The organism is Candidatus Bathyarchaeota archaeon (assembly GCA_023131225.1).
GTDB lineage: Archaea > Thermoproteota > Bathyarchaeia > Bathyarchaeales > SOJC01 > JAGLZW01.
On sequence record JAGLZW010000004.1, the window covers coordinates 1 to 21,073 of the forward strand.

Annotated in this window: 19 protein-coding genes; 8 read left to right on the forward strand and 11 right to left on the reverse strand. The window is 43.6% G+C overall.

All coding sequences use genetic code 11. The features are described from left to right. The 8 genes from KAU88_01065 to KAU88_01100 all read right to left on the reverse strand — a co-directional run. Positions 1–374 (reverse strand): DUF2110 family protein (locus tag KAU88_01065; GenBank protein ID MCK4477106.1); only part of this gene is annotated, 374 nt, incomplete at its 3' end. Beyond that, entirely contained in the window at positions 346–873 is a 528-nt protein-coding gene (locus tag KAU88_01070; protein MCK4477107.1) for an HDIG domain-containing protein, read from the reverse strand. The genes KAU88_01065 and KAU88_01070, both read right to left, overlap by 29 nt. Then, positions 851–1,378 carry a transcription factor gene (locus KAU88_01075; protein MCK4477108.1) on the reverse strand — a complete coding sequence of 176 codons (528 nt, stop codon included), beginning with the start codon at positions 1,376–1,378 and terminating at the stop codon, positions 851–853. The genes KAU88_01070 and KAU88_01075 overlap by 23 nt, the downstream gene beginning before the upstream one ends. Before the next feature lie 77 nt (positions 1,379–1,455). Further along, complete coding sequence (locus tag KAU88_01080; GenBank protein ID MCK4477109.1) at positions 1,456–2,004, reverse strand: tRNA (cytidine(56)-2'-O)-methyltransferase; 549 nt, start codon at positions 2,002–2,004, stop codon at positions 1,456–1,458. Between the two features lie 12 nt (positions 2,005–2,016). Further along, positions 2,017–3,291 carry a GTPase HflX gene (gene hflX / locus KAU88_01085; protein ID MCK4477110.1) on the reverse strand — a complete coding sequence of 425 codons (1,275 nt, stop codon included), beginning with the start codon at positions 3,289–3,291 and terminating at the stop codon, positions 2,017–2,019. Then, on the reverse strand, positions 3,288–3,815 hold the full coding sequence (locus KAU88_01090) for a TIGR00270 family protein (GenBank protein ID MCK4477111.1): 528 nt from the start codon (positions 3,813–3,815) through the stop codon (positions 3,288–3,290). Before KAU88_01090 ends, hflX begins: the two co-directional genes overlap by 4 nt. A gap of 212 nt (positions 3,816–4,027) precedes the next feature. Further along, a complete protein-coding gene (locus tag KAU88_01095; protein ID MCK4477112.1) occupies positions 4,028–4,168 on the reverse strand; it encodes a hypothetical protein in 141 nt (46 codons plus the stop codon). Further along, positions 4,165–4,560 carry a hypothetical protein gene (locus KAU88_01100; GenBank protein ID MCK4477113.1) on the reverse strand — a complete coding sequence of 132 codons (396 nt, stop codon included), beginning with the start codon at positions 4,558–4,560 and terminating at the stop codon, positions 4,165–4,167. The genes KAU88_01095 and KAU88_01100 overlap by 4 nt, the downstream gene beginning before the upstream one ends. A gap of 440 nt (positions 4,561–5,000) precedes the next feature. Here KAU88_01100 and KAU88_01105 point away from each other — a divergent pair, with 440 nt between their 5' ends. Continuing rightward, positions 5,001–5,480 carry a pseudouridine synthase gene (locus tag KAU88_01105; protein ID MCK4477114.1) on the forward strand — a complete coding sequence of 160 codons (480 nt, stop codon included), beginning with the start codon at positions 5,001–5,003 and terminating at the stop codon, positions 5,478–5,480. A 52-nt stretch (positions 5,481–5,532) separates the two neighbouring features. After that, a complete protein-coding gene (locus KAU88_01110) occupies positions 5,533–5,877 on the forward strand; it encodes a nascent polypeptide-associated complex protein (protein ID MCK4477115.1) in 345 nt (114 codons plus the stop codon). Between the two features lies 1 nt (position 5,878). Here KAU88_01110 and KAU88_01115 read toward each other — a convergent pair whose 3' ends face one another. Further along, a complete protein-coding gene (locus KAU88_01115) occupies positions 5,879–6,343 on the reverse strand; it encodes an aspartate carbamoyltransferase regulatory subunit (protein ID MCK4477116.1) in 465 nt (154 codons plus the stop codon). Between the two features lie 119 nt (positions 6,344–6,462). On the opposite strand from KAU88_01115, the gene pyrB reads away from it, so the two are divergent. The 6 genes from pyrB (at position 6,463) to KAU88_01145 (ending at position 16,304) form a co-directional block, all read left to right on the forward strand. Next, positions 6,463–7,383 carry an aspartate carbamoyltransferase gene (gene pyrB / locus KAU88_01120; protein ID MCK4477117.1) on the forward strand — a complete coding sequence of 307 codons (921 nt, stop codon included), beginning with the start codon at positions 6,463–6,465 and terminating at the stop codon, positions 7,381–7,383. A gap of 211 nt (positions 7,384–7,594) precedes the next feature. Next, complete coding sequence (locus KAU88_01125) at positions 7,595–8,041, forward strand: GrpB family protein (GenBank protein ID MCK4477118.1); 447 nt, start codon at positions 7,595–7,597, stop codon at positions 8,039–8,041. A gap of 297 nt (positions 8,042–8,338) precedes the next feature. Continuing rightward, a complete protein-coding gene (locus tag KAU88_01130; GenBank protein ID MCK4477119.1) occupies positions 8,339–11,701 on the forward strand; it encodes a DNA-directed RNA polymerase subunit B in 3,363 nt (1,120 codons plus the stop codon). 1 nt (position 11,702) lies between these two features. Beyond that, positions 11,703–15,527, forward strand: a complete 3,825-nt coding sequence (locus KAU88_01135) for a DNA-directed RNA polymerase subunit A' (GenBank protein ID MCK4477120.1) — start codon at positions 11,703–11,705, stop codon at positions 15,525–15,527. Next, a complete protein-coding gene (locus KAU88_01140; protein ID MCK4477121.1) occupies positions 15,524–15,865 on the forward strand; it encodes a 50S ribosomal protein L30e in 342 nt (113 codons plus the stop codon). Before KAU88_01135 ends, KAU88_01140 begins: the two co-directional genes overlap by 4 nt. Before the next feature lies 1 nt (position 15,866). After that, complete coding sequence (locus tag KAU88_01145; protein ID MCK4477122.1) at positions 15,867–16,304, forward strand: NusA-like transcription termination signal-binding factor; 438 nt, start codon at positions 15,867–15,869, stop codon at positions 16,302–16,304. Between the two features lie 171 nt (positions 16,305–16,475). On the opposite strand, the gene KAU88_01150 is transcribed toward KAU88_01145, so the two are convergent. Beyond that, positions 16,476–18,977 carry a hydrogenase iron-sulfur subunit gene (locus KAU88_01150; GenBank protein ID MCK4477123.1) on the reverse strand — a complete coding sequence of 834 codons (2,502 nt, stop codon included), beginning with the start codon at positions 18,975–18,977 and terminating at the stop codon, positions 16,476–16,478. A 1-nt stretch (position 18,978) separates the two neighbouring features. After that, entirely contained in the window at positions 18,979–21,072 is a 2,094-nt protein-coding gene (locus KAU88_01155) for a CoB--CoM heterodisulfide reductase iron-sulfur subunit A family protein (protein MCK4477124.1), read from the reverse strand. Between the last annotated feature and the right edge of the window lies 1 nt (position 21,073).

The following is a 21,073-nucleotide window of genomic DNA, read 5'->3' on the forward strand; positions in this document are numbered from 1 at the left end:
ATTGTTGCATAAACTGGTTCTGGCGAAAAAACGCCAACATCTACAAAAATCCCTATTTTGCTTCGCCCAGAAAAAATTACCCTTCCACACAGAACAGAAAGACGTTTAATATTCTCAATAGAGATAGGGGCCAAACCTACATTCTTTCCCAGAAAACGCACTGCAACTTCTTCATCCTCACCAAAAACCTTGACGTTGATCCACTCATTTTCCACTCCACTCAAACAAGTCAACTCAACTCTTAACCCTTTACATGATTCTCTCAGAATTTTTTCAATTCTTTCTAGAGAAACTGCGCCGTAAACTTTCTGAAGTAGCACAACTTCACGCAAAAAGACACCCTCTTCACTCAAGGCAAAACGAAAGCTCTTCATGCCACTGCTTCAAACGCTCAAGAGAGGCCTCAGGGATGTGCTTGTCTCGACTAAACCGCTCAAAAACCACTTCAATGGGCATCCGCATTGAACCTTCAATCAACTTATCAGCATAAGCTACAATCCGCTCCTCAATAGACTCTGGAACATAACTCTTCACAGGCCACCTTAACTTCTCAGCTTCACTTTCTGTAATTCCACTACCAACATGCCGCTCGATGATAGAAACTAGAGCATCTGGCAATCCTAACTCCCTCGCAATATATGCTCCTACAATCCCATGATCTACGCTATGGGTCTTCGCCCGTCCAATATCATGTAAAAGCGCGCCAATTCGCACAAGTTCAACATTAACTACCAATCCCTTCTTCTTGCAAGCTTCAGCTATTTCCACCGAGAGATCTGCTGCTGCCCTACAGTGTTTCACGACTTTCTTTGAACAACCCGCATGCATTAGGAGTTTCAGCGCCGTCTCCTCAGACGGTAACCCTCTGCTCACCTAACTCCTTCCTTAATTGATCAACCTTTCGAGACAAGACCTCAACTACTTTACCATTATCAAAATGCATCATTGGCTCATTGCAGGTCGAGCACCGAAAAATTAGCTCCATTGCTTCCTCAAAGGGAACCCGTTTACATCCTTGTGTGCCACAATAGTAGAAATCATGATTTTTCTCATAGCTAAGCCGTGCATCTAGCTTCTGCAAAACATGTCTTTTTTGGTTCATAATGAAACCCTCAAGCTGATCTGGTTGAAGCTTCCAATGAAATATGAACCAACCCGTGTGTGGGTCTCTTGATCTTCTCAACGATACGAGGGAATGGTCATATAGTCTGTAAAGTATCTTGCGAACAGAATTCAGCCGTATTCCAGTTTTGTTTGCTATCTGATCATCTGTAGTTTCATCTGCATCCTTTAAAATGTAGATGATTTGAATGGCTTCTTCTTGTCCCAACACTTCTGCAACTTTGACCAATGTTTCATCGTCTATGAAAGTCAACATAAGGTACCTCTATCACCAATTAATATACTATCTACATGAAACATAAATTTCTTATTTATCGGATATGGATTTGCCTTTTAAACTTTTCTTTTCAAAACAACCTTCTTCCCATGCTTTCGCGGAATGATCTGTAGTTTCGCAGTTTTAAACTTCTTCGCTAATTCCTTTCCCTCAAAAAATCTGTCGAGAAAGACTGCAAGGCCAGAACATTCAGAATGAGGCTGATTTCCAACAGCAACATTGAAATCCGAAATTTCACGAGAAAAAAACTTACTTGGAACTTTCCTGCTTCCCACAATAACTAGCACATTTTTTCTAGTTGCTTGAATTCGTTGGATTACGTTACTTGTTTGAATGTTTTCCCCATAAGCAGTTAAGTGAACAACTACGCCACCTTCAGCCTTCCAGTCTTTTAAAACCATTTTCCACGGAGTACCCACTTGAAAGAAGAAAGGGCCGCCCCAGTTCTCGACAACTTCATCTATGGTTTTCTTGATTTTCATATCTCCAACATCGGTAAGTATTATGCCTGACGAACCAAACGCTCTTGCAGTAAGAGCAACATGAGTTGTCAATCTCTCGTCTCTGAATCGATGTCCCCACCTCAAAACTACGACTTTAGGCAGCTTGTTCTTCAACTATTTCAACTCAACAAACTCTTTAACAGTTCCACCAAGCTGCTTTACGCGCCCAAGAACCTTGTCAGCGAAATCTGCCACTGCTTCAAAGCTAACATTAGCGTAATCGTTCTCGTATTTCACGTTTTTGACATCAGTGTAGTTGAAGATCCATGAAAGGAAGGAGAGAGTTTCATCTGAAAGAGGGATGGAAAAAGTTGCGTGGATATAATTTGTGAGGTGTTTGACCAGTTCTTGTTCAAGAAGGCTAATGTTTATGTCATGTAAAGCAGAAATAGGAACAATGTTTGAAGCCAAGTCTTTCAATGCATCTGTTCGTTGTTGAATTTCATACTCTGAGAGTAAGTCAATTTTGTTAAGTGCGGTCACTACAGGGATTCCATGTACTCCAATTTTTTGCATTGTGTCAAGACTTATTGAATGTTTTCTCTTAATTTCTTTCAACGGCTCACTTGCATCCACAATTAGGAGTATTAAATCTGAAAAAATCGTTTCTTCAAGAGTTGAGCGGAAGGCCTCTATTAGCGTGAGTGGAAGTCTGTCAATAAACCCAACAGTATCGGTTAAAAGGACTCGTTTCCCGAGCAGATTCACGAGTCGCGTGGTAGTGGAGAGTGTCGTGAACAGCCCCTCACCTGTTGGAACAGCTTCATGAACCAGTGCGTTGAAAAGAGTGCTTTTTCCAGCATAAGTATACCCTCCCAACGAAACAGCTGAGAAACCAAGGTCTAGCCTTCGTTTTCTGTGTAAGTCTCTCTTTCTTTTGAATTGTTTTAACTTTTTTTGTATTGTATGAACTTGCCTTTGCACTGCTTCGTGATAGACGTCTACTTCGTATGCACCTAGCCCCATGAAGCCTGGTTGCTCTTCCATTCTTGCAAGTCGCACTTTTTCTTTTGCATGTGCTGATTCGTAGCGGAGTTTAGCAAGTTGGATTTGGAGCTTAGCCTCGGTTGTTGAAGCTCTCTGAGTGAATATTTCAAGAATTAATTGAAATCGGTCTATTGCTTCTACGCCCGTTTCTTTAGCAAGGTTGTAAGCTTGAACTGATTTGAGGCGATTGTCAAAAATTATTTTCCTAGCATTGTGCTCTTTGACTAATCGTGCAAGTTCTTTTACCTTGCCTCTTCCTATTTGAAAGCGTGGATAGGCCTTTCGTATTTGTTCGATAGTTGCAACAACGGTGTATCCAGCGGATTCTGTTAGGTTTTCGAGTTCTTTCAAGCTGCTTGGTTCGTTCCTTAAGCGTCGTTGTACGATGATTGCTTTTGTTATTTTCTTGCCTCCGCCGGTTTCTTCTTACTTTTGATTAGATCTCCTAATGTGATGTTTTTTGATGGAAGGGTCGTAGCTAAGAGTTTTTTCGAAATCTTCTTTTCAGTCGCTGGGACAAAAAGCTTGATTCTTAATGCGTACTGGAGTTTTTCTGCAAGTCTCAAATCAGGCGTCATTTTGTGGCTTTCTAACTTTTTAAGCACAGAGACTTTTTCGTTTATTTTTCTGCCCAAGTCTTCATGGCTTAGTAGTTGTGCTTCTCTCGCTTGACGTATTCGAGCGTCAAAGTCGTTAACTAGATCTAGAGTAAGCTCTAAAGGAGACTGATGCTTTGCTGAAACTTTTAATTTTCGCTTGAGCGGTCTTTGGAGTTTAACGGCTGATCTAGCTGGTTTCGGCGTTTTCATTTCCCAGCTTATTGAGCCGAGTGTTGCGCAGTCACTACATACTATAAGTCTTGCTCCTTCGATTATGGCTTTGTAAGGTTTGCCCATTATGGGACGACCGCAAACTTCGCACCGCAAGGCTGTGTCACCTAAACTGCTATACGGACAAAGAGGCGAATGTAAGGTATAAAAGTAGCTTAACTCTCACCCTAAAAATAGTTTGTGGACTTGGGGGCGCGCACGTTTAGTGATTTAGTATGGTGCGTGAGCAACAGCCTTAAAGAAACAATCGGTTAAGAGTTTCCGTAGTTGGCGGCGAGTGTAACCCAATCATATATGTCGATTAGTTCCTATTGGGGCGCGAAGTCTGTGCGCGGGTTCCAGTTGGGGTCGCAGGGTTTAGAGCCGTATGCTTCTGCCGCCAATACAATGTCGTATATGTTAACGACTCCATCTTCATTAAGGTCACATTCAAGGCGAGCGTGTGTCACAACAGTTCCGTCGAAAACATCGTAGGGATAGAACCGCCGCTGCTTGCGAGATTTGCGGATTGTATGTCTAATCGCGTGTTTAATTCTCCTTCGCCCGGTTCAGGTTGATATACCACTCTGAAAGCCATGACGAAAACCGTTCCACCCCCGTCAAAGCCTGATCCTCCCAGCGTTGCAATGGCAGCCCAATAGCTGCCAAGTGCGGGGTCCACCACTTCAGCGAGTCTTAGTGGTGGATCATGAATTATGCCTGCACAGGGGCTTGGCGGTATGGGGCTTGGGTAGCTCTCAACTGTACTGGTTTGTGTGTGGGTTATATATTTGATGTAGCTGGTATTCCAGCTGAACTGTATGTCAAAGCCTAGGAGGTCTGCTACGTTTTCAACTACCACAGCAATCGTAAAAGCCTTGTCTACTACATTTTCAGGACCTAGCTCGATAATTTCAGGAATTACTCTTACAATAGTTTATCGCGAGTGGATGGTGAGTGGGTGTGGGCCTAAATAGGTTGAATGTCAAACGTGAATAGAAAAAGAATGATAATTGGTAGGAAAATCATAACTGCTAATGCTGCTTTTCTCACTTTTTCTCCCAGACATAATGTATCTTCGGAGTTATTTAGCGCTTTCTGAAGACGCAGATGCAGGAATACAAGCTTTAGGAGAACGCATGTGAGTCATTATGCCTATTTTCGGAGAACATGCAAGACCATCAAGAAAGGCGAGCACATTAAGCTTTCAATTTTCGCTCCAAAAATGTACTCTGAAGTTACCCCAACTATTTTACATATCTTCGCTTCTTTATAGATGTCGTATCAACGAACGGTGCCAATATGCGAGATAATCCTTTGCAAAAAATCCGTTCTATTGCTGACTACCAGTTTGGGCGAGGAACTGGAAAGGTGCTTTTTCCCGACACAGTGGATATTGTTTTTTCTCGGCGGACTGGTAGGATAAGGCACATTTATTTAGATGGCGAACTTTTGGCTACTTTGCGACCTACCAACAGCTTTTTCTCGCTGACCATTGAGGGTGCACGCCACATCACGCAGATTAAGCCTCCACAATTATGGGTGGAGGTTCAAGACGATGCAGCCAACTTTGTCGCTAAAGGTAAAAGCGTTTTTGCTAAGCACGTTGTTGATTGTGACGAGGAAATTAGACCTGAAGAAGAAGTGGTTGTCATAAATAGTAAATGCAAAGTTTTAGCTGTTGGCAGGGCGGTTCTGGCTGGAAGGGAGATGAAAGCGTTTAAACATGGTGTTGCCGTTCGTGTTAGAAGAGGATCTGCTGAAGGGAAGAGGGAGAGTTAAGAAGGAGAAGCAAGAAAATTATGCGTGGAGTAAGTGAGAGTTGCGTAAAGGAATGAGTCCGAGAGATACTAGGCGGCTAATGAAGCGTATGGGCTTAAGCATGGACGCGATGCCTGACGTTCAGCAAGTTGTATTCAAAACAAGCGTGAAGGAAATAATCGTTGAAGAACCAGAAGTAGCTATATTGAACCTTAAAGGACAAAAGGTGTTCCAGGTCACAGGAGGAAAAATTACGGAAAAAGCGTTAGCGGCTGAAGGAAAGAAACTAGCGATTCCTGAGGAAGACATTAGATTGGTGGCCGACCAGACTGGGAAAAGTGTGGAAGAAGCAAGACAAGCGCTAGAGGAAAGCGGTGGAGACCTCGCCAAGGCGATTCTTCTTCTTCAGACAAAATAGCCTAGAATTGTTTCAAAATATCTTGTTTCTCCATTACGTAGCCGCAGTAATGGCATCTTATCATTAGAGGGTCTTGGCTTTTCACGTAGAATTTTGGCTGTACTGGCTCGTTGCTGTTGGATATGCATGCAGGGTTGCCGCATTTTACTGTTCCACGTATGATGTCTGGTAGTTTTACGCGTTTTTTATCAACCACTTTATAGTCGCGAATTATGTTTATTGAGGCGTGGGGGGCCAAAAGCGCTATCTTATCAACTTCCTCAGGTTCTAGTTCCCTGCCTTCTACTTTAACTATATCTTTTGTGCCTAGCTGTTTGCTCGGCACGTGCAACGCGATTAACACCGTTCCATTTGTTCGTCCTGTTATCCCCAAAATTTTCACGACATCTAGCGCGTGTCCACCTGTAATGTGATCGATGACTGTGCCATCTTTAATTTTTGAGACAAGAAGGGTTTTTTCAGCCATTGTAGGTTTGCCTCTTGAACAGATTCATAGCAAGAAGGCTATATGGTTTTTCCTAACAGGTTGAAGGCGCTAGCAAAGAAGTTATTTATCACCTGCTCATTTTTTGTTTGGTGTTAAAGTTGGAGTTTAAGGGGCGTGACATCATTTCTCTGAGGGATTTTTCGCGGCAGGAGATTGATTACATTCTAGAGATGACTCGAGCTATGGAGCCTATGGCAAGGGCTGGTTCAGATTTATTGCGTGGGAAGATTTTGGCTACACTGTTTTTTGAGCCTAGTACTCGTACGCGTCTGAGTTTCGAGTCGGCTATGCATAGGTTAGGTGGTTCTGCGATTGGCTTTGCTGAGGCAGAGATTACTTCGGTGAAGAAGGGTGAGAATTTGGCTGATACTATGCGGGTTGTTGAAAGTTACGCTGATGTTATTGTTGTACGGCATCCGTTGGAAGGGGCGGCTAGGTTGGCAGCTGAGTTCGCAGGTGTCCCAGTTATCAATGGTGGTTCTGGTGCTGAGGAGCATCCGACGCAGGCTTTGCTAGATTTGTACACTATTGTTAAAGAGAAAGGGGAAATTGACGGTTTGAACGTGGCTTTGGTTGGTGATTTGCGTTATGGGCGGACAGTGCATTCGTTGGCGTATGCGTTGTCGTTGTATGATGTGAAGTTGTTCCTTGTTTCGCCTGACATGTTGCGTATGCGGAGGGAGGTTTTGCAGGTGATTAAGGAGGAGATTGAGGTTATAGAAAAAAATAACCTAGAGAAAATTATTGGTGACGTTGATGTGTTGTATATGACTCGTATTCAGAAGGAACGTTTTCCAGACGCGGCGGAGTATGCGAAGGTAAAGGGTTCATATAGAGTTGATTTGCAGTTGTTAGAGAGGGTAAGGAAGGATATGATTGTTCTACATCCGTTGCCGAGGGTGGATGAGATTGCGCCTGAGGTAGATAGTACGAGTCATGCACGGTATTTTCAACAGGTGTGGAATGGAATTGTTACAAGGATGGCATTATTAGCTTTGATACTAGGGAAGACAGAGTAGAGAGGGGAATGATAAGTGTGCGGGGTTCCTAGACTAGACCATCTGCTACATGCTCAACAGAATCTAAACAGACGCTAAACACTAGGAAAACGCCTCAAATGCGCGTGTTCTTGATTTTACCTTGAGTCCTTGAAACCCCACCTATCTGTAATCTACATTTTGCTTTTTCAAAGCCTTTGAGTAGAACCATACTATTAATGGGCAAACTTAGTTGATGGAAATAAATAAGACAATCAGAATTGCAGATTACGATCCTCAATGGGCTGTATTGTATGAAGAGGAGAAAAGTCGGGTTCTTGAGGTTGTGGGTCATATTATTGTGGGAGTTGAGCACATAGGGAGTAGTGCTATTCCTACCTTGGGAGCAAAACCAGTTATTGACATAATAGTCGCTGTTCCTCAACTTAATATTACCGAGAAGTGTATTGCTTCTCTTCGAAGCATTGGCTACGAGTATGTTCCTGAACATGAGGATTCAATTCCGGAAAGACATTATTTCCACAAAGGTCATCCTCCAATGGAACAGCATTATCACTTGCATATGGTTGAACGAACAAGTAATTTCTGGATGAAACATTTGCTGTTTCGTAATTATCTCTGCACTCATCTTAAAGATGCTCAGGAGTATTATGAATTGAAAAAAAAGATTAGCCTTTGAGTGTGGCTCAGACCACGAAGCTTATGCCGCGGCGAAAATGTCTTTTGTTGAATCTGTAATCGCCAAGGCAAAGCCGGAATAAAGAAAATAACACTTGGGTAAAGTTTATTAGATACGACCATGGTTCTATGGCTTTAGTTCCAAAACGGACCATAAAAAATATAAGAAGACCCAGCTTTTCGGGTCGGATGGCATCCGGCCTCGTTGGAGGAAACCCCCAGTTTGGAAGAAAAAACCCTCAAAAGACCTCTCCTTCAATCTAAACTAAACAATAGTTCTCTGGAGGCAAATTGAAAAGTGTCAGAAATCACTCAAGACGAACTTTTACTTCTTCAAAAATCCTTCTTTAAAGAAAAAGGACTTGTTCGACAGCATTTAGACTCTTACAACGAATTCATCGACCACGGACTGCAAGAAATAATAGATGAAACCGGCGAAATAAAGATCGAACTTCCTGAAAGTCCCTATAAAATAAAACTTGGGCAAGCTTGGATAATCGACCCTCAATCCCGCATAAGTAGTCCCTACTTGACCGAAGTAGACGGCACAAAACATGAAATATTTCCTATGGAAGCGAGGTTCCGCGATCTCTCTTATGTTGCGCCGATGGCTATTGAAATGACTCCGATAATGGACGGAAGAGAACAAGATACAGAACTCGTTTTGATCGGCAACATCCCTGTCATGCTCAAATCCAAACTATGCGTTCTTTCCCAACTGCAACCTGAAGAACTGATACTTCATGGCGAAGACCCGAATGACTCGGGTGGATACTTCCTGATAAATGGCTCAGAACGCGTGATTGTTGCCCTTGAAGACTTGGCACCAAACCGGATATTAGTAGACATCGACACAAGAGGCGCCCACCCTGTTTACCAAGCAAAAATCTTCTCCACAACTGTCGGCTTCAGAGCAAGAATAGAACTGCGTCTAAAATCAGATGGCGCCATCTACGTCACTATCCCGGGCGTGCCCTCTGAAGTTCCCTTCATAATCGTAATGAGAGGCTTGGGACTTGAATCCGACAAAGAAATCGCTGAAATAGTCTCACCCAACCAATCTATACAAAACATGCTTGAACCTTCCTTTGAAAAATCTGCAGGAGCAGAAACTCTCAGAGAAGCTCTTGAATACATAGGTAACCGCGTGGCACATGGGCAAGTATTAGAGTACCGTCTTCAAAGAGCTCAAAGCATCTTAGACCGAAACTTTCTTCCCCATCTAGACCGCACACCTGAAAAACGCATAGATAAAGCTATCTTTCTGGGTGAGATGACATGCCGCGTGATAGAATTAAAACTTCGAAAACGCACAACAGACGATAAAGATCACTTTAAAAACAAAAGGCTAAAACTTGCTGGTCCTCTACTCGCGGACCTCTTTCGCGTCGCCTTCAGAAACTTATGTAGAGATATAAAATATCAGTTGGAGAGAATGGGATTCAAACGACAGATGATCACAGTTTCCGCCGCTGTGCGCCCTGGCATAGTTTCAGACCGCCTTAAACATGCTTTGGCAACAGGCAATTGGGGCAGAGGGAGAGTGGGTATAACGCAACTCCTCGACAGGACAAATCTTGTTTCAACTCTTAGCCATCTACGTAGACTGCAGTCCCCTCTCAGTAGGAGCCAACCAAACTTTGAAGCCCGCGACTTGCATCCAACCCATTGGGGGCGTTTATGCCCAAACGAAACGCCTGAAGGCTCAAACTGTGGCTTGGTGAAGAATCTCGCTCTTTCTGCATGCATATCTGTAGCCGTAAACGTTGAAAAGGTAAAGCGAATTGTTTATGACATGGGAAGCATTCCAGCGCGAAACGCGGAGCAAGGAGTCCGCCTTTCAGGCGCGAAAGTCTTCATAAATGGTTCTTTAATAGGATATCACCAATACCCCGCAGAACTCGTCTCCGAATTAAGAGACAAACGCAGAAGAGGTGAAATCCCTTCAGAAATCAACATCGCCCACCTCAAAACTAAGGGTGGAAGAGAAGAAGTTTACGTCAATTGTAGCGAAGGTCGAGTTCGACGACCTCTCATAATAGTTGAAAACGGCGTCTCCAAACTCCAACCAGAACACATTGACAATATCCGCTCAGGAGAATGGTCATGGGAAGACCTTGTCAAAAACGCGATAATAGAATATATCGACGCAGAAGAAGAGGAGAACATCTACGTGGCTCTGAGTTTCGACGAAATAACTCATAAACACACACACGTAGAACTTTCACCCTACACAATTCTTGGCATATGCGCTTCCATAATACCCTATCCAGAACACAATCAGTCGCCCCGAAACTCGTACGAGGCTGCCATGGCAAAACAAGCCCTTGGCGTTTACGCAACTAACTTTATTTACCGAGTGGACTCTCGTTCCCATGTCTTGCATTACCCTCAGACGCCTCTTGTCAAGACAAAACCCATGGAAATCTTAGGCTACAATCAAAGACCTTCAGGACAAAACTGTATAGTTGCAGTCATGTCTTTCGAAGGATACAATATGGAAGACGCCCTCATTTTTAACAAGGCATCAATAGAACGCGGCTTGTGCCGTTCTACATTTTATCGAATTTACGAAGCTGAATGCCGCCAATATCTAGGAGGATTGAAAGATCGATTTGTCATTCCAGAGGCAGGTATGAGAGGCTTTAGAGGGGAGCAATACTATCGTTTGCTTGAGCCTGATGGCATTGTAAACCTTGAAGCAAGCACGGTCGGTGGCGACGTTCTTATAGGAAGAACAAGCCCTCCCAGATTCCTCGAAGAATACAAAGAATTTGAGGTAAAAGGTCCATCGATGCGTGATACATCTGTAGACGTAAGACAATCAGAAGCAGGCACCGCTGACGCCATTTTCATCACAGAATCCAGGGAAGGAAGCAAACTCGTCAAAGTCAGAGTACGCGATCAGCGCGTTCCAGAACTTGGCGACAAATTTGCCTCTCGCCATGGACAAAAAGGCGTCATTGGCATGATTATACCTCAAGAAGACCTCCCCTTTACTGAGTCAGGCATCGTTCCCGATATACTAATAAACCCTCATGCGATTCCCTCACGAATGACCATAGGCCAATTTCTGGAATCTATGGCTGGAAAAATGGCTGCAGCCCGTGGAAGACCAGCCGACGGAACGCCATTCGTTAACGAAAAATCCAGTGATATAAAGCGGACTTTGATCAATTACGGCTTTAGCCACACTGGAAGGGAGGTTTTCTACAGCGGTGTAACTGGTGAAAAGTTTGTTGCGGACATTTTCGTAGGAGTAGTTTACTATCAAAAACTTCACCACATGGTTTCTGATAAGGTTCACGCTAGGGCACGCGGACAAGTGCAGATGTTAACGCGGCAGCCAACTGAAGGCAGGGCAAGAGGTGGCGGATTAAGGTTTGGCGAGATGGAGCGAGACTGCTTAGTTGGTCATGGCGCAGCGATGCTTTTGCGAGACCGACTTCTCGAAGAATCAGACAAATACACTCTCTATGTTTGCGAAAACTGTGGCTACATAGCTTACTACGATATAAAACAACGCGTATATGTTTGCCGAATGTGTGAAGAAGATGCACAGATTTCTCCAGTGATTATCTCATATGCCTTCAAACTTTTGTTGCAGGAAATGATGAGTCTCTGCGTTGCACCCCGTCTAAAGTTAAAGGAGCGTGCTTAGAGTGGCCTTTGAAGAAGTTTCTCAGAAGATAATCGATGAGCTTCGATTTGGATTGTTTTCACCACGGGAATTGAGAAGGCTTTCTGTCGCTGAGATACAAACTGCGGACACCTACGATGAAGATGGTGCTCCAATAATTTCCGGTTTGATGGATGGCAGATTAGGTACCCTTGAGCCGAGACAACGATGCAAAACATGCGGTAATACAGCCATTCGGTGCCCAGGCCATTTTGGCCATATTGAACTGGCAGTTCCTATAATTCACATTGTATTCACAAAAATAATCCATAGCCTCTTGAAGGCAACGTGTAGAAACTGCGGGCGCGTAACATTGCAAGACGAACAGGTCGAAAAAATTAAGTGGCAAATTCAACGTACTCGCGAGCTTCTTGGAGTAGTACCCGGCAGTGTCTATAAAAAGATCTTAAAGGACGCAAAATCCAAGGAGTGTTCTCACTGTGGTACACCCCAATATAAGATAGTTTTCGAGAAGCCAACTCGCTTCCGTGAAGAAGTGGCTGAGGGGGGCTCACCGCAGCTAACTCCAAGCATAGTTCGTGAAAGGCTTGAAAGGATACCTGATGAAGATTTAGAGCTTTTCGGTTTCACTCCCAAAACTGCTAGACCCGAATGGATGGTTCTCCAAGTTCTCCCCGTTCCACCAGTTTACGTTAGACCATCAATTACACTAGAATCTGGAATCCGTTCCGAAGACGACTTAACCCACAAACTTGTAGACATCATAAGAATTAACCAGCGTCTTAATGAAAACATGGAGGCAGGAGCACCCACACTTATTATCCAAGACTTATCAGAATTACTACAATATCATGTAACCACCTACTTCAACAATGAGGCCTCTGGCATCCCCCCAGCTAGACATCGTTCTGGAAGGGCATTAAAAACACTGTCACAGCGTCTTAAAGGAAAGGAAGGGCGTTTCAGAAGCAATCTTTCCGGGAAACGAGTAGATTTCTCTGCAAGAACCGTCATTTCTCCTGACCCGAACATAGACATTAGCGAAGTAGGGGTTCCTATAGATGTCGCAATGAAGCTTTCAATTCCAGAAAAAGTAACCAACTGGAACCTTGCAGAAATGAAGGCTTTCATCAAGAATGGACCTGATAATTATCCAGGTGCCTTATACTTAGTTAGACCAGATGGTAAACGAATCCGGCTAGAATTCGTAGTAGACCGAGAAAAAATCGCCGAGGCGATAGAATCAGGTTTCATCGTGGAAAGACATCTTAAAGATGGCGACATTGCTATTTTTAACCGCCAACCGTCTCTACACCGTATGTCAATCATGGCGCATCGTGTTAGGGTGCTGCCTTACAAAACGTTTCGATTGCATCTCTGCGTCTGCCCACCTTACAACGCTGACTTTGATGGGGATGAAATGAACCTCCACGTGCCACAAAGCGAAGAAGCTCAGACAGAAGCGCTCATACTCATGCAAGTCCAAGATCAAATGCTTTCTCCAAGATTCGGAGGCCCCATAATAGGCGCAATTCGGGATTTCATAACCTCTGCCTACCTTCTTACCAAGGAATCCACTCTCCTGACTAAAGAAGAAGTTTGTAGGATGCTAGGAGCAGCTGGCTATGAAGGTTCCTTGCCAAAACCTGAGATAAAAAAGCCAAAACCAATGTGGACAGGAAAACAGATATTCAGTCTGTTTTTGCCAAAAGATTTTAACTATTCACTGAAAGCCACAATCTGTCAAAACTGTGCGAAATGCCTCAAAGAAAAATGTCCATACGACGCTTTTGTTGTCATTAAGAACGGCGTGTTGAAATCAGGCGTCATTGACAGACGTTCTATAGGCGCTGAGCAGTCAGAAAGCATTCTCCACCGCATAATCAAAGATTACGGTGCTAAGCAAGGCCGAGAATTTTTGAACAAATGCTGTCAAGTGCTAAAGCTCTTCATGTCTATTCGTGGCTTTACATACTCTTTCGATGAACTGGAACTATCAGCAAAGGCACAGAACAAGATTGCCAAAACTTTGGAAAAATGTGAGAAAAACGTTCAAGAACTAATTGCAGCGTACAGAAAAGGAACACTTCAAAGACTCCCCGGACAGTCTCTTCACGACTCATTTGAAATCTATGTTATGAATGAGCTTGCGAAGGCAAGGGACAACGCTGGAAAAATCGCTGATGAGGATTTTACTCTTGAGAACGCCGGCATTATTATGACCAGAACTGGAGCACGAGGCTCTAGCCTAAACATTGGTCAAATGACAGCTTCTGTTGGTCAGCAAGCCGTTCGAGGCAAACGTATCATGCGAGGTTACGTGCAACGTGCGTTACCTCACTTTGAGCCAGATGACCCATCTCCAAAGGCAAGAGGTTTCGTTCAATCCTCCTATCAATCAGGTCTTGATCCGGTAGAATACTTTTTCCACGCCATGGGCGGCCGTGAAGGCTTGGTGGATACAGCTGTGCGAACACAGCAAAGCGGCTACATGCAGAGACGTTTGATAAATGCGCTTGAACATCTACGTGTAGAATATGATGGAACAGTTCGTAATTCTGTGGGGGATGTTATACAGTTCCGCTATGGAGAAGATGGCATAGATCCTGCAAAAAGCGATCATGGAAAAGCTGTGAACGTTAGCAGACTTGTTGATCAAGTCAGCATCATGATTGTAGGTGGCAGACCTGCTTCTGAAAAATACATTGAGAAGAAACTCAAGGATGTGGAGCATCAGCTTACACAGATGTTAATAGACGAATTGAAGCGAGAGTTGAAGAAGTCAAAACTGAAAAAGAAAGGTGTAGATCAAATTATCGACTTGACATCGAAACATTATAAACGTGCCTTAGTCGAGGCGGGAGAAGCAGTTGGCATCGTCGCAGCACAATCTATAGGCGAACCAGGCACCCAGATGACTTTACGTACTTTTCACTATGCAGGTGTAAGAGAGCAAAACGTTACTCTAGGCTTGCCACGTCTCATCGAGATTGTAGACGCCAGGCGAATTCCATCCACGCCGATTATGTCCATTTATCTCGATAAGAAAAAGAGAAAGAATAAGGAAAAAGCCACTGAAATTGCCCGCAGAATCATTTACACGGCTGTAGAAGACATTGCAAAGGCAATTTACGATGACCCCAAACACGAAGAGATCGTTGTCGATCTTGATAGGACTTTAATGGAGAATAGAGGCGTATCAATAGATGAATTGAAGGATGCATTACAACTTCCTATATGTACTATAAGAGCGCGAGGTAAAAAGATTTATGCAAAACCAAAGAAGCCTGAAGACCACAAGAAACTGATGGGCAAAATAATCTCTCAACAGGTAAAAGGAGTTTCTGGCATTAAACGTGTTCTTGTTACTGAAGAGAAAGGAGAATGGGTCATTAGAACTGACGGATCGAATCTGCCAAAAATTCTTGAAACTGTTGGTATTGATCCAACCAGAACTATTACAAACCACGTTCATGAAATCGCGAAAACATTGGGAATTGAAGCGGCCCGTAGTTCCCTTATTCAAGAAGCACTAGGTGTATTGGAAGAGCAAGGTCTAGACGTTGACATTCGACATATAATGCTGGTCGCAGACATAATGACTGCCACAGGCGAAGTGAAGCAAATTGGCCGACACGGCATCAGTGGAGCCAAGTCTAGTATTTTGGCTCGTGCAGCCTTCGAAATCACGGTTCCCAACATTGTTGACGCAGCAATTAAGGGTGAAGCTGATCCGCTGCTGGGTGTAACCGAAAACGTTATAGTAGGGCAATCTATACCCATTGGAACTGGACTCGTTAACCTATATATGTCTACGTTATCCGACAAGCAGGAGAAAAGTGAATGATCGATGTAGACAAGGCGATTGCGACTGCAGTCAGGACTGGCAAGGTAGTTTTCGGAGTGAATGAAGCTATAAGAAGCACAAAAATCGGCAAAACTCGACTTATCGTTGTGACCTCAAATACTCCATCCCATATACGCGATGACCTTGAGTACTACGGAAAGCTATCTCAAATTCCAGTTGTGACTTATAGGGGCAACAGCATCGATTTAGGTATGGTTTGTGGAAAACGGTTTGCGGTTGCTACTTTGACTGTAAAAGAACCCGGTGATTCTGACATCTTGAAGTTAGCTGAGAAACCTAAAACAGAGGAAGACGTTACTGAAGAGGAGGCGTTTTAGAATGGCTACCGGAATCAAACTAACTGGTAAAGAAATGCGTTTCATCGCCCTTTTCGAAAGCATCACTGGTGCTTCAGTTAAAGATTGTATTCTTGACGAAAACGCAAATCGCGCCATCTTTATCGTAAAAGAAGGACACATAGGCATGGCAATAGGCAAAGGCGGCAAAAATATTCGCCTTCTAGAGCGAATGACAAGCAAAAAACACGAGATCATCGAATATTCAGATGACCCTGCTCAATTTATAAGAAACGCGTTAAAGCCCGCGCATGTGAGAGAAATTAGGTTAACAGAAAAGCTTGATGGAAAATCCATCGCGGTTGTAGCAGTTGATCCTAAGGATAAGGGCGTGGCTATTGGAAGAAACGGAAGGAATGCCGAGCGAATACGCTTCTTAGCAAAGCGATATTTCCAAATTCAAAACGTGTCAATAACCTGATTTTAAACAGGAAAAACCGAGAAATTCTATAAATTATAGCTTTATACTAAAGCTATTATATTTTTATGTTCACAAAATATGTCATGAATTCTAAGAATGATGTTTCTATTGTCAAGAATACCGTTAAAAAACAAACTTTTAAACATGTATTCTTGCTTTTAAGACGCTCTATCAAAGTTGTGATCGTTGTTGTTTCCTAGCCAGCATTCTGTCCAAGATCGGTTTCAACTTTGCGTTTTCCGCCTTAATCTTGTCTGATCCTAACTCTTTCATCTGTGCAGCCATCTCTTTCATCAACTCTGCAAACTTTAGTCCTTCAGCAGCTGAAACATATTCTACTCTGAAACGCTGTGGGCTTAAGCCAAGCTTTTCTAGCATTGGAGTTAGGGTATCCATGCGAACTTTCATTCTTTCATTACCATTAATGTAATGACAGTCATATGGCAGGTGGCAAGCACCGACCAAAACCATACCAACTCCCCGACTGAAGGCTTCTAGCACGAAGTCTCTGTCCACACGGCCTGAGCACATTACACGAATTGGCCTAAGGAGAGGTGGATATTCAAAGCGACTTGTGCCAGCTAGGTCTGCGCCTGCGTAGCAACACCAGTTACATAGAAAACCTAGAATTTTGCTTTCAGGGTTGTCCTCCAACGCCGTTCTTATTTGAGCAATAATCTGGTCATCTGTGAAGTGTTTCTGCGTAATGGCATCTGCAGGGCATTCAGCCACGCAAGTGCCGCAGCCATGACACATGGCTGTTATAACTTTTGCAGGTTGGTTTTCAGGAGCTTCTATGGCTCCATAAGGGCATCGTTCAGCGCAAATGCCGCATTTCACTTTTGTGTTTCTGCATTTTTCAGGGTCTACCACTGCAACGATAGGTTCTATTTTCCATTTTGGCTTCGAGAGTATGGTTGCTGCTCGGGCTGCGGCTCCGCTCCCTTGAGCAACACTGTATGGGACGTCTTTGGGACCTTGACAAGCACCTGCTACGAAGGTTCCGTCCACAGGCGTGTCTAAAGGCTTAAGTTTTGGATGGCTTTCCATGAAGAAGCCATTGGCTCCTCGAGAGATATTAAATGTCCTTGCTATGTCTTCTGAGCCTTTACTCGGAATCGCCGCTGTTGCTAATACAACCATGTCTGCCTGTGTCTCTACTGGGTCGTTATTTTCTGTTTCTGCTTGCACAGTCAAACTTTCTGTTTCGGGGACCTCAACGACTTTTCTATTGGTAAGCTTCGTTCGTATAAAGTTGATTCCCATGTCTTGGGCTCTGCTGAAGAGTTCTTCATAGCCTTTTTTGTTAGTACGCATGTCCGTGTATAGTACGTTAACTTGGAGGTCGTCGCCATACTTTTCTTTGAGCAAAACTGCGTTTTTCAATGTTAGCATGCAGCAGAAGCCTGAGCAATACTCAAACTTCTCGACGTCCCGCGAACCAACACACTGAATGAAAGTTATGCTATTGGGTTTTTTACTGTCTGATGGTCTTACAAGTTCTCCAGTGATTTGTGTGCCTGTGTCCAATATTCGCTCGAGTTGAAGCCCAGTTACTACATTCTTGTATTTCCCATATCCATAGTGTTTTAACTCGTAGGGCTCGTAAATGTCGAATCCTGTGGCGACTATAATGGTGCCTACTTCGAACGTGATTTCCTCTGGTTTTTGCTCAAAATCTATCGCGTCTACTTCACATACATCTTTACATTCTGTGCAGTTGCCATCTTTGAAGTAGAGACAGTTTTCTTTATCAATTGTGTGAACTAGAGGTACAGCTTGGTCGAATGGCATGTAAATCGCCTTTCGCACACGTGTGCCCGCATCAAATTCGTTTGGCACTTGAACGGGACACTTTTCTACGCAAACATTACAGTATCCTACACACTTTGACTCATCAACGAATCGTGGTTTCTTAACGACCTTAACCTTGTAGCTTCCAATAACACCTTCAACCTCTTTCACTTCAGAATAGGTAAGTAGCTGAATGTTCGGGTGTTTAGCAACGTCTCCTATTCTCGTGGCAACACAAGAGAATCTTGCGCAACGATTCTGTTGGGGGCAGTTTGAACATTCGAATAGAGGGAACGTTTTGCTTAGTTGAGCCATGTGGCCTCCGATGCTTTCAGCTCTGTCAACTAGGTATACTTTGTATCCCATTTCTGCAAGTGCTAAGGCTGCGCTGGTGCCAGAAACCCCTCCCCCTACTACTAGTGCTTTGTTAGTGACTGGGACCTCGATGACATCAAGTGGTTGTAGAAGTCTAACCTTCGCAACAGCCATTTTCACGATTTCTTTAGCTTTCTCTGTGGCTTTTTCTGGTGTGCTTGGATGACACCACGAAGAGAATTCACGGATATTTGCCATTTCAAAAAGAAACGGGTTCAAGCCGGCTTCTGAAACGGTTCGACGAAACGTGGGTTCATGCATCCGTGGAGAACAGGCAGCGACCACCACTCGGTTAAGGTTATACTCTCTTATTCCCTTTCTAATCTCTTCTTGTCCAGGGTCGGCACAAGTGTAACGGTTAGTTTTTACATAGACTACATCCTGCAGAGAGCGGGCGTAATCTGCAACATCTGCAACATCTACTACAGCACCAATGTTGAGCCCGCAATAACAGATGAATACGCCAATTCGCAACTCTGTAGTTTGAAGAGACTTCTGGGTCATGCTATTTTACCTCTTCTAAAGCGGTTTTAACTTGAGCGACAACTTGCGCTTTCGTATAAAGAGGCATCGTTATAGCTCCTGATGGGCATGTTGCGCTGCAGATGCCACACCCTCTGCATAAACCTTCTGTGACTTTTGCCAGTTCTTTTTCACCGATTTTCTCAATTCGCACAGCATCATAACCACAAACAGATTCACAGACCCCACATCCACTGCAGATATCTTCATTCACCCTTGCAACCAAAGGTTCGACAATCCATGTCGGTTTACTAAGGATTGTGGCTGCTTGTGCCGCGGCACTGCTTCCTTGCGAGACACTGTATGGTATATCCTTCAATCCTTGACACGCACCTGCCAAAAATATCCCAGGTGTATCAGTCTCGGTAGGTCTAATTTTAGGTTGGCATTCTACGAAAAAACCGTTTGCTCCGATTTGGATTTTCAGAATTTCTGCTAGTTCTGTCGCGTTATAGATTGGAACGGCTGCATTTGCCAGAACAACCATTTCTGCTTCTATTTCTACTGATTGTCCTCCTTCTGTTTCAGCGTGTACAATCAGATTTCTGGTTGCTGAGTCTTCAGTTATCGATCTATTTTTTAATTTAGTTCTTACGAAGTGAACTCCAGCTTTCTTAGTTCTATTATAAAATTCTTCGTACCCTTTGAAATCGCTACGCAGATCGGTGTAGACAACGTAAACTTGAACACCATCTCTATACTTCTCCTTAAGCATAACTGCATGCTTTAACGTATACATACAGCAGAAGCCTGAGCAATATTCATACTTCTCGATGTCCCGCGAGCCAACGCATTGAATGAAAACTACAGAATGAGGTTTTTCACCATCTGAAGCCCGAATAACCTTCCCACTAGTCGGGCCTGCTGCCAAAATAAGTCTCTCAAATTCCATTGCAGTAATGACATTGTAATATTTTCCGTAACCATACAGTGGATTATCGTATGGCAGATAGCTTTCGAAACCTATCGCAACAATGATCGCACCGACGTTCAATTCTATTTCTTCTAGCTTTTGGTCAAAGTTTATGGCTTGTCTTGCACCGCAAGCGTCTACACACTTATAGCATTCGATGCAATGGTCCATGTTGATACTATAAACAAGCGGCACAGCCTGTTCAAATGGGACAGATATAGCTTTTCTTACACCCATATTAATGTCCCACTCGTTAGGATATTCAATGGGGCAGACCTCTTTGCATTCGCTACAGCCAGTACAGTTTTCAGAAATGACATATCGCGGATTCTTCCCAATTTTAACCTTGAAGTTGCCGACATACCCTGAAACGCTGACCAAATCAGCATAGGATATTATTTCGATGTTAGGATGGCGACCTACATCTACCATTTTTGGGCCTTCGATACATATGCTGCAATCTAGTGTGGGAAACGTTTTGTCCAGTTGAGCCATGTGGCCTCCGATGCTTTCAGTCTTTTCAAGCAGATAGACTTTGAAGCCCATATTGGCCAAATCTAAGGCGGAGTTGATTCCAGCTATTCCTCCCCCGATTACGAGTGCATTTTTAATGATTGGTATTTCGATTTCTTTTAGAGGTTCTAGCAGTCTTGCCTTTGTAACCGCCATATTCACGGTTTCTTTTGCTTTTTCTGTGGCCTCTTCTGGCGTGTTAAGGTGGCACCAAGATGAAAACTCACGTATATTCGCCATTTCAAAGAAGTAAGAATTCAACCCTGCTTCAGCACAGGTTTTGCGGAAGGTGGACTCATATAAACGTGGTGAACACGCAGCGACTACAATCCTATTGATGTTATGTTCTTTAATGCTCTTTCTAATTTCGTCTTGGCCTAGAATGGAACATGCATATCGAATGTCTCTTGCATAAACAACATCAGGCAATGTTTCTGCGTACTCTGCGACTTCCTTTACGTCGATTACTCCGGCAATGTTGCGACCACAATGGCATACGAATACACCGATCCGAAGTTTTTCTTCCGACTTCTGAGGAAGCGGTGCTAGAGGCGGAGTTCTTTGTAGATTTATTGCTGCTCCGTTTATTGTTCTGCGAATCTTCCCTTCTGCTTTAGCCTTTGAACTGCTCTTTGATACAGTTTTTGCCATT